Annotated in this window: 17 protein-coding genes, 1 tRNA gene, 2 other RNA genes and 1 pseudogene; 5 read left to right on the top strand and 16 right to left on the bottom strand. The window is 65.1% G+C overall.

Going from position 1 to position 17,265, the window contains the following annotated elements:
• Positions 1-338: 338 nt before the first annotated feature.
• The 4 genes from ACCQ06_RS14130 to ACCQ06_RS14115 form a co-directional block, all read right to left on the bottom strand.
• Positions 339-995 carry an HNH endonuclease gene (locus ACCQ06_RS14130; RefSeq protein ID WP_104616380.1) on the bottom strand — a complete coding sequence of 219 codons (657 nt, stop codon included), beginning with the start codon at positions 993-995 and terminating at the stop codon, positions 339-341.
• A gap of 359 nt (positions 996-1,354) precedes the next feature.
• Positions 1,355-3,148, bottom strand: a complete 1,794-nt coding sequence (locus ACCQ06_RS14125; RefSeq protein WP_316686532.1) for an acyl-CoA dehydrogenase C-terminal domain-containing protein — start codon at positions 3,146-3,148, stop codon at positions 1,355-1,357.
• Positions 3,149-3,187: 39 nt separating this feature from the next.
• Complete coding sequence (locus tag ACCQ06_RS14120) at positions 3,188-3,661, bottom strand: LEA/WHy family protein (protein WP_228325031.1); 474 nt, start codon at positions 3,659-3,661, stop codon at positions 3,188-3,190.
• A 124-nt stretch (positions 3,662-3,785) separates the two neighbouring features.
• Positions 3,786-4,319 carry a lipocalin family protein gene (locus tag ACCQ06_RS14115; RefSeq protein WP_316686529.1) on the bottom strand — a complete coding sequence of 178 codons (534 nt, stop codon included), beginning with the start codon at positions 4,317-4,319 and terminating at the stop codon, positions 3,786-3,788.
• 180 nt (positions 4,320-4,499) lie between these two features.
• On the opposite strand from ACCQ06_RS14115, the gene ACCQ06_RS14110 reads away from it, so the two are divergent.
• Both ACCQ06_RS14110 and ACCQ06_RS14105 read left to right on the top strand, forming a co-directional pair.
• Positions 4,500-4,575 (top strand) — tRNA-Phe (locus tag ACCQ06_RS14110).
• A gap of 269 nt (positions 4,576-4,844) precedes the next feature.
• A complete protein-coding gene (locus ACCQ06_RS14105; RefSeq protein WP_104616376.1) occupies positions 4,845-5,102 on the top strand; it encodes a hypothetical protein in 258 nt (85 codons plus the stop codon).
• A gap of 314 nt (positions 5,103-5,416) precedes the next feature.
• On the opposite strand, the gene ACCQ06_RS14100 is transcribed toward ACCQ06_RS14105, so the two are convergent.
• Entirely contained in the window at positions 5,417-6,985 is a 1,569-nt protein-coding gene (locus ACCQ06_RS14100) for a S41 family peptidase (RefSeq protein WP_316686527.1), read from the bottom strand.
• Positions 6,986-7,281: 296 nt separating this feature from the next.
• On the opposite strand from ACCQ06_RS14100, the gene ACCQ06_RS14095 reads away from it, so the two are divergent.
• A complete protein-coding gene (locus ACCQ06_RS14095; protein ID WP_372364379.1) occupies positions 7,282-7,848 on the top strand; it encodes a hypothetical protein in 567 nt (188 codons plus the stop codon).
• A 13-nt stretch (positions 7,849-7,861) separates the two neighbouring features.
• Here ACCQ06_RS14095 and ACCQ06_RS14090 read toward each other — a convergent pair whose 3' ends face one another.
• Positions 7,862-8,536: a class I SAM-dependent methyltransferase gene (locus ACCQ06_RS14090; protein ID WP_104616374.1), complete on the bottom strand. Its 675-nt coding sequence runs from the start codon at positions 8,534-8,536 to the stop codon at positions 7,862-7,864.
• A gap of 325 nt (positions 8,537-8,861) precedes the next feature.
• Here ACCQ06_RS14090 and ACCQ06_RS14085 point away from each other — a divergent pair, with 325 nt between their 5' ends.
• On the top strand, positions 8,862-10,484 hold the full coding sequence (locus ACCQ06_RS14085) for a hybrid sensor histidine kinase/response regulator (RefSeq protein ID WP_228325033.1): 1,623 nt from the start codon (positions 8,862-8,864) through the stop codon (positions 10,482-10,484).
• Positions 10,485-10,717: 233 nt separating this feature from the next.
• Here the strand turns inward: ACCQ06_RS14085 and ACCQ06_RS14080 are convergent, their stop codons facing one another.
• The 6 genes and pseudogenes from ACCQ06_RS14080 to ACCQ06_RS14055 all read right to left on the bottom strand — a co-directional run bounded on the left by ACCQ06_RS14080 (position 10,718) and on the right by ACCQ06_RS14055 (position 13,012).
• Positions 10,718-11,086 carry a DUF6691 family protein gene (locus tag ACCQ06_RS14080; protein ID WP_372365818.1) on the bottom strand — a complete coding sequence of 123 codons (369 nt, stop codon included), beginning with the start codon at positions 11,084-11,086 and terminating at the stop codon, positions 10,718-10,720.
• Positions 11,087-11,148: 62 nt separating this feature from the next.
• Positions 11,149-11,589 (bottom strand): YeeE/YedE family protein, encoded by a 441-nt coding sequence (locus tag ACCQ06_RS14075; RefSeq protein ID WP_104616371.1) that lies wholly within the window; start codon positions 11,587-11,589, stop codon positions 11,149-11,151.
• Between the two features lies 1 nt (position 11,590).
• The gene (locus tag ACCQ06_RS14070; protein WP_170068661.1) at positions 11,591-11,947 is read right to left on the bottom strand and encodes an ArsR/SmtB family transcription factor; all 357 of its coding nucleotides are present in this window, start codon (positions 11,945-11,947) and stop codon (positions 11,591-11,593) included.
• A 210-nt stretch (positions 11,948-12,157) separates the two neighbouring features.
• Positions 12,158-12,233, bottom strand: a non-coding RNA gene (locus ACCQ06_RS14065) — sX9 sRNA.
• Between the two features lie 112 nt (positions 12,234-12,345).
• Positions 12,346-12,620 (bottom strand): annotated as a pseudogene (locus ACCQ06_RS14060) (DUF3658 domain-containing protein).
• A gap of 113 nt (positions 12,621-12,733) precedes the next feature.
• Entirely contained in the window at positions 12,734-13,012 is a 279-nt protein-coding gene (locus ACCQ06_RS14055; RefSeq protein WP_055851591.1) for an oxidative damage protection protein, read from the bottom strand.
• An 85-nt stretch (positions 13,013-13,097) separates the two neighbouring features.
• Between ACCQ06_RS14055 and ACCQ06_RS14050 the strand changes: the two genes are divergently transcribed.
• Positions 13,098-13,174: non-coding RNA, sX9 sRNA (locus tag ACCQ06_RS14050), on the top strand.
• Positions 13,175-13,177: 3 nt separating this feature from the next.
• Here the strand turns inward: ACCQ06_RS14050 and mutY are convergent.
• The 4 genes from mutY to ACCQ06_RS14030 form a co-directional block, all read right to left on the bottom strand.
• Positions 13,178-14,251, bottom strand: coding sequence for an A/G-specific adenine glycosylase (gene mutY / locus ACCQ06_RS14045; protein ID WP_316686522.1), 1,074 nt, complete (start codon positions 14,249-14,251; stop codon positions 13,178-13,180).
• An 84-nt stretch (positions 14,252-14,335) separates the two neighbouring features.
• Positions 14,336-14,599: a hypothetical protein gene (locus ACCQ06_RS14040; protein ID WP_316686521.1), complete on the bottom strand. Its 264-nt coding sequence runs from the start codon at positions 14,597-14,599 to the stop codon at positions 14,336-14,338.
• Between the two features lies 1 nt (position 14,600).
• Positions 14,601-16,235: a signal recognition particle-docking protein FtsY gene (gene ftsY, locus ACCQ06_RS14035; protein WP_316686520.1), complete on the bottom strand. Its 1,635-nt coding sequence runs from the start codon at positions 16,233-16,235 to the stop codon at positions 14,601-14,603.
• A 185-nt stretch (positions 16,236-16,420) separates the two neighbouring features.
• On the bottom strand, positions 16,421-17,137 hold the full coding sequence (locus ACCQ06_RS14030; protein WP_082473564.1) for an AraC family transcriptional regulator: 717 nt from the start codon (positions 17,135-17,137) through the stop codon (positions 16,421-16,423).
• Between the last annotated feature and the right edge of the window lie 128 nt (positions 17,138-17,265).

Here is a 17,265-nt window from a genome sequence, read left to right as displayed (position 1 = left end):
TGCGTTTACCGCAGCCCGCACTCAGCAATACGCAAGTGGCGCGTCGCGGCCAGTGTTGGTGCCGCTGTTGGTGGGTCGCGCACTCGATGGGTGGGCAGGCGCGGAACGTGCTCTCGGCTGAAGCGGTGACCGCTGCTCTGTGGCGTCATCCACGAGGGCACCGCAGCGTCGCATGCAACGCAAGCCAAGTCAGGCGAGGCTTTGATGGATGACCACCCTCGTCACGGGTGCATCAATCGCTTGCACGATGGCGCAGCATCAGTTCCAGCGGCTGGCGTCGCTAGCGTTGTTGGCGTCGTTCAGTTCGTCGTTGCGTGTGCCAGCGCAGTCAACCAGGCTTACAGCGACAGCTTCGAACGCTTCGGCAGCTGCGCGCGCAGGAAGGCCATCTGATCGGACAGGATGTTGCGGTTGGACAGGATCAGATGCTCGATCCAGCTCGGCCGATACGGCACCGCCAGCAGCGGCATGTGCGCCTGCTGTGGCGTGCGGTTGGCCTTGCGCGAGTTGCACTGGAAGCAGGCGGTGACCACGTTCTCCCAGCTGTCGCGCCCGCCCTTGGAGACCGGCATGACGTGATCGCGGGTCAGATGCGGGCGGCTGAAGTGCTGGCCGCAATACATGCACAGCTGCGAATCGCGTGCGAACAACGCGGTGTTGCTCAAGGTCGGGGTCGGGTCCAGCGCACGCGAGCGGGCGTGGCCGCGTGCAGCGATGATCGGGTGCAGCTCCAGCGTGCTGCGCTCGCCGGTCAGCCGCGAAATGCCGCCGTGGATCTGCATGCACGGCTCGCCCAGCGTCCAGGACACCGCACCGCGGGCATACAGGCAGGCCGCATCCTGCCAGTTGATCCAGTCCAGCACGCGGCCATGCGCATCGAGGGAAAGCAGGCGCAAAGTGGGAAGTTGCTGGATCGCAGCGACAGCGCTGCCCGCGACCGGGGCAGAGATGCCTCCGGGGACGATCACATCACGAGCGTGCGTGTCTGTCTCCATCGGGAAAACAGCTTATACCCGATCGTTGACAGTTTGTGTATCGCAGCGAACGCCGTTGGCGCGTGTCTTGCAACGAATGGCTCAGTGATTACTCGCTAGGCCGCGATGCCGACGTGCTGCGGGATCAATCTTCGGACGCGTCGAAGGCTTTGGTTACCCCTAGGAGCGCACCTGGGCGCGACGTCTTGTCGATCGGTACCGCCTCATCGCGGCCAGGTCCGCTCCTACGAAAGCAACGGAATCCCGCGCTGTTTACCCGTAGGAGCGCACCCGGGCGCGACGTCTTGCCGATCGGTATCACCTCATCGCGGCCAGGTCCGCTCCTACGACGGCGGCAGCCCGCGATGCGGCGTGGCTGCTCAGGCTTCGCCGAACAGCTCCGCTTCCAGCGTCATCAGCGGGGCGGCACCGCTGCGGATGGTGGCGGCATGGGTCAATGTGCGCGGCAGGATGCGGGCGAAGTAGAAACGTGCGGTTTCGCGTTTTGCACGCTTGAAAGCGTCGCTGTGTGCGGATGCATCCGCCGCCGCAACGCTGCGCGCCCACCAGTACGCCAGCACCACGTAGCCGGAATAGAACAGATAGTCGTAGCTGGCGGCGCCCAGTTCGTCCGGATTGCGCGCGGCGCGGTCCAGTACATCGCGGGTCAGCATGGCCCATTCGCTGCACTTGTCGCGCAAAGGCGTGATGAACTCGGCCAGTGCGGCGTTGCCTTCCTGCGCATTGGCGAAGGTTTCCACATCGGCAAGGAACAGCTTGAGCCCGGCGGCCTGGCTGGCGGCGGTCTTGCGGCCGATCAGATCCAGCGCCTGGATGCCGGTGGTGCCTTCGTAGATGGTGGTGATGCGGGCATCGCGGGCCAGCTGCTCCATGCCGTATTCGCGGATATAGCCGTGGCCGCCGAAGCACTGCAGCGCATGGTAAGTATTTTCGATCGACCATTCGGTCTGGCAGGCCTTGGAGATCGGGGTGAGGAAGCTCACCAGGGTCTCGGCATCGGTGCGTTCCTGTTCGCTGCCGCCGCGGTGCGACACATCGACCAGGCTGGCCGCATGCAGCGCCAGCAGACGGCTGCCTTCGGTCAGCGACTTGATGGTCAGCAGCATGCGGCGCACGTCCGGGTGCACGATGATCGGGTCGGCCGGTTTATCGGGGAATTTGGCGCCGCTGAGCGCGCGCGACTGCAGGCGCTCGCGGGTGTAGCGCAGGGCGTTCTGATAGGCGCGCTCGGACAGACCGATGCCTTGCAGGCCCACGCTCAGGCGCGCGGTGTTCATCATCGTAAACATCGCCTGCAGGCCCTTGTGCGGCTGGCCGACCAGATAGCCCTGCGCGCCTTCGAAGTTCATCACGCAGGTCACCGAGCCCTTGATGCCCATCTTGTGCTCGATCGAGCCGCAATGCAGCGCATTACGCTCGCCCACCGTGCCGTCGCGGTCTACCTTGAATTTGGGGGTGACGAACAGCGAGATGCCCTTGGCACCGGCCGGGGCGTCGGGCAGTTTGGCCAGCACCAGATGCACGATGTTATCGGTGAGGTCGTGCTCGCCGGCGGTGATGAAGATCTTGGTGCCGGTGATGGCGTAGCTGCCATCGGCATTGGGTTCGGCGCGGGTCTTGAGCAGGCCCAGGTCGGTGCCGCAATGCGGCTCGGTCAGGCACATGGTGCCTGTCCAGCGGCCGTCGGTCAGCGGCTTGAGAAACGCCTCCTGCTGCCAAGCCTCGCCGTGCTGACGCAGCGCTTCGCTGGCGCCGTGCGAGAGCAGCGGGAAGTTGCCCCAGGCCAGGTTGGCCGAGTTGATCATTTCGCTCAGCGGCACGCCCAGGGTGTGCGGCATGCCCTGGCCACCGAACTCCGGCTCGGAAGTCAGCCCGTTCCAGCCGCCTGCCACGAACTGGTCGTACGCCGCGCGGAAGCCGGGCGGGGTGGTGACCGCGTGGCTGCTCTTGTCGAACGCGCAGCCGATTTCATCGCCGACGCTGTTGAGCGGCGCCAGCACCTGGGTGGTGAAGCGGCCGGCTTCTTCGAGCACCGCGTCGATGATGTCGGCGCTGGCGTCGCCATAGCCAAGCCGGGCGAACAAGGCTTCGGCACCGAGCACGTCGTGCAGGGCGAAGCGGAAGTCGGTCAGTGGGGCGCTGTAGCTGCTCATGCGGAATCCTTACGAAAGACGGTGCGGGAGGCGTGCGCGTCAGCGCAGCACGCCGTTGAGGCCGGGGGCCGGGCTGAGCGTGTTGCGCGATTCGACCGCGAACTCGCGTTGTTTCTTGTCCTGCGGGGTGGCCCAGACCGTGCCCTTGAGCGAGTACGGCAGCGAGCGGCCGCTGGCGAGCACATCGGCCACGGTGATGCGGCCCAGGGAGGTGGGTTGCAGGGTGACGGTCACCACATCGGCGGTTTCCGGGCCGATCGAGATCCCCACCGCCTGGTCGAGCTTGCCGGCGACCTGTTCGCCGGCAGAAATTTCCAGCGCCACACGCTCGAACTGCATCGGGATGCTGCTGTAGTTCTGCAGGCGCAGGTCCACCGACCAGGATCCGTCGGCACGCACGGTGAGCTGCTGGATGCTGGCCGCCGGCTCGGACACGCGGCGGACCGCGCCACCGCAGGCGCTCAGCAGCAGGCCGCAGGCTAGCGACACGATCAGAAGGCGATAGGCACGCATGGAAGTGAGTCCTTGGCGGATGTGAGGCGGCGCCAAGAATACTACGCAGTACGGATGCCGCCTTGCCGCCGGCGCGGTTGCTGCGCTGCCGGTCAGCCGGCGCCCTAGCTCACAGCAAGCCAGCTCACAGCAATGGCGCTGCAACGATCAGTGGCGACAGGTCGTAGCCCATCTGCGCGGCCTGCGCCTTGAGCTGCTCGAACTGCGCGCGCGGCATCTGTGGCGAGCGCGACAGGATCCACAGGTAGTTACGATCCGGCTCGCCGACCACCGCCCATTGGTAATCCGGGTCGAGCGCGATCACCCAATAGTCGGCCCACACCAGCGGCAACCAGCTCAACCATTCGGGCGCAAAGCGCACCTGCAACTGTCCGGCGTGGCCATCCACCGGTTTCGCCACGCCCTCGGCCTGGGTCAGGCTGCCATCGGCGGTACGGCAGCCATTGCGCACGCCGATCAGGCCGTCGTCGCGCAAGGTGTAGCTGGCGGTGATGTCGCTGCGGCACTTTCTCTGGAACGAGACCGGCAGATGCGCGATTTCATGCCATTGCCCGGCATAGCGCGAGATGTCCAGTTGCGTCACTGCACGCACCGGTTGCTGCGCAACCGCCGTCAGTGGCAGCAGGACAAGCGACAGCAGCAGGCGGGGCAGGCGCATGACGATCTCCGGTTGACGCGGGCAGGCTAGGCCATCGCCCCTGCCGCGCGGCGTGAACCTGCGCAAGAAACGCAGGCTCCGACGCAGCGCTGCAACAAAGTTCGTCACAACGCTTGCTCAAACTGCGCCTGCTCGCTATGATGCGCGTCCTCGCAACGCTGGCAACAGTGTTGGGTTAGTGGCCGAGTAGCTCAGTTGGTAGAGCAGGGGATTGAAAATCCCCGTGTCGGCGGTTCGATTCCGTCCTCGGCCACCATTTCTTCAGTCTCGCAGCGCAAGTGGGTTGTACCTTCGCGCTGCCGATCACCGCAACACCTCCCTTCGATCTGATTTGCTCTGCAGCTGCCGACTGCCTGACGTTTTGCTGCGTCGGTCGCTTGCTGTTTTGACGCTTTGCGATGCGAAATGCCGGCATGGATTTCTAGCCTCTTTTCCTCATCGTATAGAACAGGCGCTGTGGATGCGCAGTGCGGCCCGCACTGCGTTTCCACGTGATCTTCAACTCTGCGTGGCGATACTGCGCGCATGACGCACAAGACACTTCGACGCACATTGATCCACGGCTATTGCGGCGAGTTCCGCGTGGAGACGATGGAAAGTCAGGCGCCCGGCCAGACGCGCTGGCTGTCGACCGCATTCGTCTATCACCGCGACCGTGCGGCACCGATCGCCACCATCGAAGGAGCGGGCGAGGGCGACTATCGCGGCGACGCGCGCGAGCAGGCATTGCGGGTGGGGTCGTGTCTGGCGGATTTTCTCGACCCGAAGGAATATCGCGTCTGAGAACGGGATGGTCAGTAGCGCGCCGGCAACAGACGTATTGATGCCTGCCTGCCGGCTGATTGCGTCGCCCGTGGCGTCACAAGCCGCTAGAGCAGCACCCTGCAATGCAGGTGGGTCTCCTGCCCTTTACGCAGGATGCGGAAGCTGTGGCGGCAGCACAGCCTTGCCAGTTGTTGGGCAGCGTAGCCGCCGGGGAGCATCTGCGGTTGCGCTACTGCAGCCACGCCACTGGCTGCATCCTGCAATTGATTCAAGGCGTGATGACCGCTATTAGCGGTTATGTACTGAAAAGCGTGGAATTGAGAAGCGGGCAATCACTTGGTCAACCCGGCGGCGACCAGTCCGCGCAGCACCAGACCACGGCCGCCATCGCTCAGGTCCGCCGCATCGATCGCAAGCGGCACATCAGGCACGACGCCGATGGACTGGGTTGCGAACGGATGCGTTCGGCTTGGGTGAAAACCGTCTGCCGCGACGCGATCGACGAGCGTCGCTTCGTCCATCTCGCCAGCGCGCAGCTCTTCGGTCGGATCGAAGATGTAGAAGTTTTCGCTGACAAGCGCGCGATATCCGGAATCGCCCAACGCAACACCCTGGCTTTGCGAATCCCGGCCGCCGCCTGCACCGATGGTGCGCTCGCCCATGATCGTGGCGCCGCTGGCCCACAGGTAGGTGGCCAGCAATTCGCCGGCCGATCGGGTGCCTGCATCCACCAGCACAAGGAGCGGCTTGTGCGACGCGACGCTACCGCAGCTGGCATCGTCCTGCAGCGCTTCCAAGCGGACGATTCCCGGCGTTCCCGACGCGCTCATCTCGTAGGTCTTCACTGGCTTGCGTCCGGTGAGTGCCCAGGCGAATCCGCGCACTTCGCGTGCGAATCCGCCCATGTTGCCGCGCAAGTCGATGAGCATGACATCCGAGCGCGCTGCAATGGCATCGTAGCGACCGATCAACTCCCGGGTCACTGCACAAAACCCCGCCAACATGGGCGCGTCCGGGTCGTTTGCCTCCGCAGTTGCAGCCTCCCTGGCTTCCGCCGCCGCAGTGAACGTGGCGTTGTACTGCGGCGCAAACGCGCCCAGACGAATGCTTCCCACCCGGGTGCTTCCGACCTGCACAACCTCGGGCAGATCAGGCGCGTCGACTGCGGATGCCAGCGTGCGCGCCAGCTCCTGGGTCATGGGCTGATAGGGCAGTGCGACCTGGCGCGGCGCCTGCGCGGACCTCTGCACGCGCAGGGTAACTGTCTTGCCGGCACCGGCCACCTGATGCGCCGCCGGCGTGCCGAGTGCGAGCGACAGCGCAGCTTCCGCTTGTCGCGCGCGCGCGTTGCCGCCGAACGTCAGCCCTGCTGCGTTTTTCAGCCATGTCGACGTGGGTGTTCCGTCGATTTGCAGCACCTTGTCGCCTTGCGCAAGGCCGGTGATGCGCGCATCCAGGATGCGCCATACGATCATCTGACCATCGCTTGAGGTTCTGAACAGAACGCCCAAGGTCTCTGTCTTGCCGGCCTTCGTCCCGGTGAGCGCGACGTGCTGATCCGCGAGGCCGACAAGCCGTCGCGAAACATCGCTGGCTGTCGTTTCCGGCGCAAGTCTGGCGCTTGCCGCCCATGCGTCAGCGCTGCCCTGCACATCTTCTGGATGCGTGGCGCGGTAGCGCTCGACGTACTTCAACGACGGGTAGTGGGCACGCAGATACGCATCGAGTTCTTCGGCCGACGCTGCGACGCAAAGCAAGCATGTCGAGAGTGCGAGACAGGCGATGAGTCGTTTCATGAAGTTCCTGACGTACGGTGCACGGCTGTTGCCGGGTGAGGTGAAACCCGCTTGGCGCGCCTGCCGCCCGGCTTCGCTCGCGTCGATGATAAGACGCTGTTGCATGCTGGAGGGGTACTATCCGGCACTGTGACCTCTGGCGCGCGATGTCGGAGGCATCCACGCAGCAACGTCTTGCAAGCATGCGGCTGAGCGCTGTCGTGCGGGAGTTGTGGCCGTCGGTGGCGTGGTAGGTCGGCGTGACGGTCCGGTCCTGCGCGGTATCGAGATCGGCATCGTCGAGCGTGTGCTCGAACCGCATGCCATCGCGCGCAAAGGATTGCCGGCTATGCTTGCGCGCTCGATGCAGACCAGATGAGGGAACGGCCATGACAATGCGATGCTGGTGGTTGACGGTGGTAATGACAATCGCGCTGCCGGCTGGCGCCGCCACGTTGCCCGCGGGCGCTGCCAAATTGGTACCTGCCGGGCAGTCGGTCATTGCTGTCGCCAGTACGGATTTGACTGGCGATGGCCGGCAGGATTATGTCGTTGCGTTGCGTGCATCCGCAGAAGAGACGCTGCATGCGAATGGCCACGCAGCGCCAGCGCGCACCTTGTTGGTTCTGGTGACGAATGCGGACGGGAGCGTTGTCGAGGCCGCGCGCAACACGCGGGTGATCTTCAAGGCCGACGAGGGCGGGCAGTGCGATCCGTTTCTGGATGGCGAACAAGGCCTGGTGACCAAGGGCGCCTACTTCACTGTGCAAAATGGCGTGGCCTGCGGCCAGCACTGGACCGACTACATCACCTTCCGCTACGACCGCACACGCTGCGCATTCCTGTTCCACAAGCGCGTGATCGAAGCCTGGGAACTGAATACCGACGACACGCCCGACGCCGATGCGCTGCGCCTGAGCGAGCACAAGGAGATCAACGCCGATCCGCGCAAGCCGGTGCTGTTGTCCGACTACACGCCTGCGCCGTAAGGGCGTGGTGCCCTCACGCGTCTGCCGGCCACCAGTTGTCCATATTGCGGCGATAGACGAACAGCCGCGGCGCCTTGGCCACCTGCGCCGAGGCCTGGCGCTCGCCGGCGATCAGCGAAAACCCGATATCGGCCAGCATGCGCGAAAGCGCGTTGGCGTTGCCGCGGCCAGGGTCGCTGATCACGATCTCGCACGAGGGCTTGGCCAGCCCCGGGATCAACTTGGCCAGCATGGTGGCGTGGCGGGTTTCGTAGAGCACGTCGCTGGCGATGATCATGTCGAACTGGCCCATGTTCGGTGCGCCCGCGTCCCAGTCGAGCCGGCGATACGGCACCGAGTCCAGTGCGTTGAGCGCGGCGTTGTACGCCAGAAATACCTCTGCCAGTGGGTGGTGATCGCTGGCCACCACGTCTGCGCCGCGTTTGCGTAACACCAGACTCGCCAGGCCCAGGCCGCAGCCGAGCTCGAGAATGCGCTTGCCTTCCACCGGACGTGTGGCCATCGCTTCGGCCAGCAACTGGCCTGCCGGCCACACCTGGCCGAACAGACTCCACTGCGCCGAAGAAATGCCGGCGTCGGCCGCCGCATCGTCGGGGTCGGCGAATTGCTGCTTGTCCGCCAACGCGCGGATGACGTAGGTCTGCTGCCCGAAGGTCAATTCGTGAATCTGGGTCTGATAGCCCGTCATGGTGGCGTCGCATGGTCGCCAGGCGCGTACGCCGGCGTGGGAAAAGGTGCGCGCGACGCAACCGACACGGCGGGACGACGGCGCAAGAGCTGCAAACTGCCCGGGCATGCTACGGCAAAACAGCGCGGGCGCGTGGCCGTCTCGGCCGGCACCAGCGCGCTGCATCAAGCCGCTGCCGCTGCGCGCGATGCGCGGCTACGCAGAGCCACTGTATTTGGTTGCATCGACGCACGCAGTCGTACCGGAATGGCTCATCGATGTGAGGAATTAACTCACTTCGCCCAAATAGACTGTGCCCACGGAAATGGCCCGCGGAGAACATCACTTGAACGATACCCGTCACGGAGAGCTACGGGCGCCTCATATCGGCGAATCTCGCAGCCTGCCTGTGGAGAAGCATCGCTCGGATATCTTTTTTGCCGCCGTGGAAACCACGCGGATGCCGATGACGGTCACCGACCCGCACCTGCCCGACAACCCGATCGTATTCGCCAACCGTGCGTTCCTGGAAATGACCGGGTATTCGGCCGAGGAGATCATCGGCAACAACTGCCGTTTTCTGCAGGGCCCGGAGACCGATCCGGCCAGCGTGCAGGACGTGCGCGCGTCCATCGAGCAACGCCGCGAATTCGCCACCGAGATGCTGAATTACCGCAAGGACGGCTCGTCGTTCTGGAATGCGTTGTTCGTCTCGCCGGTCTTCGACGACCAGGGCAACCTGGTGTATTTCTTTGGCTCGCAGCTGGACGTGAGCCGTCGTCGCGATGCCGAGGATGCCTTGCGCCAGGCGCAGAAGATGGAAGCGCTGGGGCAGTTGACCGGCGGTATCGCGCACGATTTCAATAATCTGCTGCAGGTGATGTCCGGACATCTGGAAGTGATCCAGATGATTGCGTCCAAGGCCGGCGGCAACGCCGAGCGCATCGCCTTCAGCGCCGAACATGCCGCAACCGCCGCAGCCAAGGCGGCCACCTTGACCCAGCAACTGCTGGCGTTTTCGCGCAAGCAGAAATTGCGTGGCCGGGTGGTCAATCTCAACGGTCTGGTGTCGGGCATGAACAACATGGCCGAGCGCGCGCTCGGTGGCGGCATCAGCCTGCGGCAGTCGCTGGAAGACGGGCTGTGGAACTGCCAGATCGACACCACCCAGGCCGAAGTGGCGCTGTTGAACGTGCTGATCAATGCGCGCGATGCGATGGCGCAGTCCGACCGCAAAGAGGTCACCGTGCAGACCCGGAATGTGGAGATCACCAGCCACGATCTGGCCATGCACCACCAGCTGGTACCGGGCCGCTATGTGAGCATTGCCGTCAGCGACACCGGCTCGGGCATGCCGCCGGAGGTGGCTAGCCGCGTCATGGAGCCGTTCTTCACCACCAAGGACGAGGGGCAGGGCACGGGGCTGGGGTTGTCGATGGTGTACGGCTTCGTCAAACAGTCCGGCGGCACCGTGCGCATCTACAGCGAAGTGGGCGAAGGCACCACGGTGCGGTTGTATTTCCCCGCATCCAGCGAGTTCGAGAACGATCTGCAGGCCGTCAAGAGCCGTGCCATCGACAAGGGCGGCAACGAGACCATCCTGGTGGTGGAAGACAAGCAGGACGTGGCGGTGGTCGCCAAGATGTTCCTGGAAAACGCCGGTTATCGCATCTTGTCGGCAGCGAGCGGGCGCGAGGCGATCGAGTTGCTGGAACAGCACCCGGAGGTGGATGCGCTGTTTACCGACTTGATCATGCCCGGTGGCATGAACGGAGTGATGCTGGCACGCGAAGCGCGCCGCATGCTGCCCAAGATCAAGGTGCTGCTCACCACCGGCTATGCCGATGCCAGCATCCAGCGCACCGATGTCGGCGGCGCGGAATTCGACGTGGTCAACAAGCCGTACACGCAAAAGGAATTGCTCAAGCGCATCCGCATGTTGCTGGATGGGCCGACCGGCGTGGGCTAAGCAGGTTGTCGTGCCCGGTGACACGCTACCGCTCTGCGGTGGCGTCGCCCATGCGCGGTTGGGAGTGGCGATTGGCTGCTGCTTGAAGACTGCGATGATCTTGTAGCGCCACCGTGGAAACACCGGCGGCGTCAATAACCGTGCCTTGGGTCGCGGGCGCGGATGCACCCAAGCGTGGGCGTGGTTTGTACTGCGGATAACCGGCGATGCAGCCGCAGCGGCGAGCGGTGCGATCAGCGATGCTGATCAGATTCAGCGCGCCGTCGATACAGCAGGTGTAGACGCATGCCAAGCAGCATCGCCAACACGAACACCAGACTGGACGGTTGTAACGCAGCCGCGCCCAGCAGTGCGGGCGCCGGGCAGAGCCCGACCAGCCCCCAGCCGATGCCAAACAATGCGCTGCCCCACAGCAGTGGGCCGTCGATCTGCCGTTGGGTGGGGAGCTGCAGCGATGCCCCGCGCAGTGTTCGGCCACGCCGACGCGCCCACCAGAAAGCGGGCGCTGCCACACCGATGGCGCCGAGCATGACCAACGCAAGCGATGGGTCCCAGCGGCCGGCGACATCGAGAAAGCCCAGCACCTTGGCCGGATTGGCCATCCCTGAGAGCAATAGACCGGCACCGAAGATCAGCCCGGCGATCGCGCTGCTGAAAACCCGATTCACGAAACGCCCCGTAACTTAGTGAGCAAGGCATGCGTGGCGATCGCCACGCCCATGAACACGGCGGTGGCGACCAGCGAGCGGCGTGCGCCCCGCGCGATGCCGCACACCCCATGGCCGCTGGTACAGCCGCCGCCCAGGCGCGCGCCAAATCCCACCAGCAAGCCTGCGCCGAGCAACAGCCCCCATGTCGCCTGCGGCTGCATGGAAGGCAGCGGCCGCACGATGGCCCACAGCGGCACGGCACTGAGCAACCCGAGCACAAACGCACCCCGCCAGTTGCGTTCATCGCGGCCCTGGCGTTGCATCAGGCCGCCGACGATGCCGCTGACACCGGCGATACGTCCTTCGAATACCAGGAGCCACGCGGCAGCAAGGCCGATCAAGCTGCCGCCGGCCAACGCACTGAGCGGGGTGAAGTTGCTCCAGTCCACGGCCATGTCAGTTTGGCTCCGCGGCGCCGCAGACGCTGGCATACAGGGCCTGCATCACCGCCAGCACGTCGGCGCTGGCGAGTTGGTAGTAGATGTATTTGCCGGCGCGGCGGGTACTGACCAGGCCTTCGTCGCGCAGCACGCCCAGTTGTTGCGACAGCGTGGGTTGCACGATGGCCGTGGCTGCCTGCAGCTCGCCGACATTGCGCTCGCCTTGGGCCAGCTGGCAGAGCAGCAGCAGGCGATCTTCGTTGGCCATGGTCTTGAGCAGGGCACAGGCGCGCCCGGCCGACGCACGCAGGCGCTGCATGCTGTCGGGATCGGCGTGGAAGCGTGGTAGTGCGGGCGTGGCGTGGGTCGGCATGCCATTCAATCTACTTAAAAATATAATGTCTTGCAATAGAGTGTTAGGGTCTGACGGGGTCGCAGGCTGCGTTTCAGAGTCCCGAAACCCCGAGGTACCGGACCAGCAGAGGTCGGCAATGCACGCAGGGCGCGACCAGACCGCCGGTTGGCACGCGCGCGGCGCAACGGGCGAACGACCTTTGGCACCTCGGTCCCGGGGGCTTGGAGCGGCTCGCACAACGTCGCGGGCAGTCGTCAGGTCGGTGTGGACGACGCGCAGGAGCTGCGATGGACGCATGGGACATGCCGCACTGCGCACTGGGTGCGCCCGCTTGGCGGTGAGCGCAGGCGTGTTGCTAGCTACTCTTGGATACCTGAAGCAGCGCGCTGCACGACGCAATGCCTAACGCGGACGCCTCAGCGTGCGTGCGACGAATGCGCCGCAAGGCGCACCTCGCGATGTCGCCAGTCGGTGACATCGCCCGCAGCCTCAAGCCGACCGCTACGGACAAGGTGGGCAATCGCTGCGCAACGTGGTCGGCCGCGTCCTCGACATCGGCCAACTTCAACTGCGCGTCAGTGAGCGCTCTGGCAATGATCATCGCGACCTTTTGCCACTGCGCGTCGACAGCGTCGGTGATGAACGCATCGATCGCGTGCAGTTCAATGCTGGATGGGCCAGTGCGTGTCATCGCGAATCACCGCTGCAGATGTCCGGAGCATCGCCGCAGGATGCGTGATCCCGCATTGCGGCGATCGACTCCCGACATCACTGCCAATCTCCAATTCCCAATCTCGGAACCAGCTACTCCTCGCCAAGCGGCGCCACATAGCCTTCGGGTTTGTCGGCATTGCGCTCGAACAGGAACTTCTGCAGCTCGGTTTCGAGAAAGGCGCGATGCTTTGGGTCGCGCGGCGAGAGCCGGTTTTCGTTGATCAGCATGGTCTGGTGCGCCAGCCATGCCTGCCACGCGGTCTTGCCGATCTGCGCGAAGATGCGCTGGCCGAGTTCGCCGGGATACGGCACAAAATCCAGGCCGTCGGTGTCGCATTGCTGGTACTGGCAGAACACGGTGCGGGACATGCGAATTCCTTTGAGGCGTGCTTAAGAGTAGCTAACAAAACTGCTGTGAAGCCGCCAGGCGGGCGCGGCCGGTGCTCGGTGCGGCATGTACCATCTCGTACACTCCGGCTCCTCCGCGCCGCCCACACCCACCTGACGAGCGCTCGCTACGTTTTGTTAGCCACTCTAAAGCGTGTCGAGCAACTTGCGGATCGGCGCCGGCAAGCCCAGCGAGCTGAGATCGGTGCGGGCGACCCAACGCAGATCGTCATTGTCGCGCACCGCCGCGCGCAGTGCGACCTTGCGCAAGCGCAACGGCTGCAGATGCAGGCGGTAATGGCTGAACGTGTGCACGATTGGCGCCATCTCGTCGGCGCATTCGTAGTCGCCATCCAGATGCGTGGCGAACCAGGCGCGCATGCCGCTGTCGGTCTCGGCTTGCGGCAGCGTCCATAGCGAGGCCCAGATGCCGGTGGGCGGGCGGCGCTGCAGCAGGATCTCGCCCTGCGCGTTTTCCAGCAGCAGGGCGGTCGCTTCGCGCTCGGGCAGCACCTTGCCCGGTTTGGGCGTGGGCAGCGCCTCCACCAGACCCTCGCGGCGGGCAACGCAGGCATCCTGCAACGGACACAACACGCAGGCCGGTTTGGCACGCGTGCACAGCGTGGCGCCGAAATCCATCTGCGCCTGCGTGTAGTCGGCCAGGCAGCCGTCGGGGACCTGCGCAACATGCGTTGTCGCCAGCACCCACAGGTGCTTTTCGATGGCCGGCAGGCCGGGGTAGCCGGCAATGCCATGGAAGCGCGTCATGACGCGTTTGACGTTGCCATCCATGATGGGAAAACGGTCGTTCCATGCCTGGCTCAGGATCGCACCGGCGGTGCTGCGGCCGATGCCGGGCAGCGCGAGCAATGCATCGAAGTCGCGCGGCAGCTCGCCAGCGTGCAAGGCAACGCACTGTTTGGCGGCGGCATGCAGATTGCGCGCCCGTGCGTAGTAGCCCAGCCCGGCCCAGTGCGCCATGACCGTGTCGTTGTCGGCTGTTGCCAGATCGGCAAGGGTCGGAAAACGCGCAACGAACTTCTGGAAATACGGAATGACCACCGCAACCTGGGTCTGCTGCAACATGATTTCCGACAGCCACACGCGATACGGCGCGCGTGGATGTTGCCAGGGCAGATCGTGGCGCCCGTGGCCGTCGAACCAGTGCAGCAACGGGGCGACGAAAGCGTCAGCGGATGAAGCGGCAAGGTCTGCGGGCATGAGGTCTGCTGGCAAAGGGAGGCGATGAACGGCAATGGTGTCAGGACGGACACCGGGACAACCGTACGCTGTGGTGGGGCCCGATCACTGCAGCGGGAACGCAAGTCCGACCAGGCATTGTTCGCAGAAGAAGCCTTCATCGCCAGGCCAGTGCGGTTCTGCGGGTGCATGGTAAGCAACCACCGGTGCATCGACGCGGGCTTGTGCGCGTAACGTCGCAGGCAAGGGCTGGGCGAATTCCAGCACCTGTTTGGCGCGCGACCAGCCGTGCGACACCTGCTGCACCGTGCAACCTGCCTGCAGTGCCTGTGCGCACAGTGCTTGCAGATGCGGGCAGGGATATTCCACCTCAGCTGCCCAGCGCCTCCGGCAACAGCGCATCGACGAAGGCGACCGGGTCGAACACGCGCAGATCTTCCGGGCGTTCGCCGATGCCGGCAAAACGGATCGGAATATTGAACTCGCGGGCCAGCGCGAACACCACGCCGCCCTTGGCGGTGCCATCGAGCTTGGTCACCACCAGGCCGGTGACGCCGACTGCCGCATGGAACTGACGCAGCTGCGAAATGGCGTTCTGCCCGGTGGTGCCGTCGATCACCATCAGCACTTCGTGCGGCGCAGCGGCGTCGATCTTGCCGAGGACGCGGCGTATCTTGCCCAGCTCGTTCATCAGGCCGGTCTGGGTGTGCAGGCGTCCGGCGGTGTCTGCGATCAAGACATCGGTGCCGCGTGCCTTGGCGGCCTGCAGGGCGTCGAACGCCACCGAGGCGGCATCGGCGTTTTGCCCCTGCGCAATCACTGCCACGCCATTGCGATCGCCCCAGGCCTGCAACTGCGCCACGGCGGCGGCGCGGAAGGTGTCCCCGGCGGCCAGCATCAGGCTGTTGCCTTCGTCCTTGAAGCGCTTGGCCAGCTTGCCGATGGTGGTGGTCTTGCCAACGCCGTTGACGCCGACGGTGAGCACCACGAACGGTTTGACCGAGCGGTCGATCACCAGCGGTTTGGACACCGGCTGCAGCAACGCGATGAGATCGGCGCGCAGGGCCTTGAACATGGCCTGGGCGTCGGCGAATTCACGCGACTTCATGCGCTTGCGCAGGCCTTCGATCAAGGCGGTGGTAGCGCCGATGCCGACATCGGCGGTGATCAGCGCGGTTTCGATCTCGTCGAGCAGATCGTCATCGAGCTTGGGGTTGCGCGAAAACAGGCCGCCGAAGCTGCGTGCGAAGGTGCTGTTGCGCAGCCGCTCGCGCCAACCCGGCTTGCCGGCCGGTGCGGCAGGCAGCGCGTCGTGTTGGCCGACGATGCTGTCGTTGTCTTGCGTCGGCGCCGCCGGGCTGCCGACGATGACCGGTGCGGTCACCGGCGGCGCAGCGCTTGCGGCAGGAGCTGCGGCAGGCGGCGTGGACGCGGTCGGCGTTACGGCAGGCGGCACGGCCACGGGCGGCGTCGCGGCCGGCGAGGCGGCCGCGGGAGCCGCAACAACCGGTGCCGAGACCGAGGGTGCGGTGCTCGGCGACAGCGTTGCAGATTGCGCCGGGGCAGCGACAGGCGGCGTTGGTACGGACTGCGGCTGCACAACGACAGGCGCCACTACCACCGGGGTCGGCGCAGCGGGCGCCGCAGCCGGTGCCGGGTCCGGCAACGCCTGCAGAGCAGACGGCGCAGGAAGCGTGGGCGCGGCGGGCGCGCTCGGCACAGCGGCAATGCTCTGCGCCTGGCCGGTGCGGGCGGCGATATCGCGTGCAAGCGCCTCAGCCGGTGTCGCTGGCGCGGTGGTTTCGGCGACCGGTGCAGGCGCGACAGGCGCGGCGGCGGCAGGCACTGTGCCGGACTGCGCAGGCGGCATGGCCTCGACCGGTGATGCAGGCGTGGCGGCCGATGGTGCGGTGGGGAATGCGGCTGCCAGTTCTTCCAGGCTATAGCGCGAGGTCCGCGAGCTGTCGGGCGTGGTGGGCTTGTTGCGGCGGAAAAAGCTGGCCATTGGCAACGCAGTAGGGGAAACCCGGAATTCTATCATCCGGGTCCCGGCTCACCTTGACGCGCCTTTCAGCGCCGCCCTGTTTCAAGGGAGCCAAAATGCGCTGCGGCGGGGCGCTCAATCCTGCCGAATTCTGCATTTGTGCCAGCTGTGTGTCAGCACCCGATTGCAGCGTGCAACCGGCGCTCTTACAACTGGCCCTTGAGCGCGCGGTAATCGCGCGGGGTCATGCCGACGGTGGCCTTGAACTGGCGGGCGAATGCGCTCTGGTCGGCAAATCCGCAGCGTTGGCCGATGCTGGCGATGCTGTCGTCGCCGTACAGCAGGCGCATGGCCGATTCGATGCGTAGCTTGGTCAGCAGCTGCTGCGGGGTAACCTGGAACACGCGACGGAAGTGCCGCTCCAGCTGCGCCACCGAGAGCCCGGCCAGATCGGCCAGCGCCTGCACGCGCAGGTTGTCGCCGAAGTTGGCCTGCATGTGTTCCATTACCTGGCTCAGGCGCTCGTAGGCCGAATGCCGGCTATCGGGCTGGCCCAGATCGCGCGAAATCCCCACCACGCCAATCACTTCGTTCGCCTCGCACAGCGGGCGTTTGAAGGTCAGGCACCAGCCGGGCAAGCGGTTGGGATACAGATGCACTTCGAGCTGGTTGTCGATCAGCTCGCCCAGCAGCACGCGACGGTCCTGCATCATGTAACTGCCGCCCAGCGGCAACGGAAACACTTCCAGCGGCGAACGGCCGATAATCTCGCTGCGCAGCTTGCGTCCGAGCCGGCGCACCAGGGTGAGGTTGCAATGGGTGTAGCGGCCCTCGCTGTCCTTGATGAAGAACACCACGTCCGGCAGTGCATCGAACAGCGTCTGCATTTCCAGCGCGGGAAGGTTGAGGTCCATCAGGGTCATGATAGCGGTCACGATTTGACGGCTGCACGGTGGTGCAACCCAGGCTTGATCCTAGCGTAAACGCATGGCTGTGAATCAGGTTGGCGATTGTGCAGATTTCCGCATTTTCACTTCGCATTGAACGCTAG

Source organism: Xanthomonas sp. NCPPB 4467 (assembly GCF_041475665.2).
GTDB classification, from domain to species: domain Bacteria; phylum Pseudomonadota; class Gammaproteobacteria; order Xanthomonadales; family Xanthomonadaceae; genus Xanthomonas; species Xanthomonas dyei.
The sequence above is the reverse complement of the archived record's forward strand: the minus strand, read 5'-3'. Positions and strand labels throughout refer to the sequence as shown.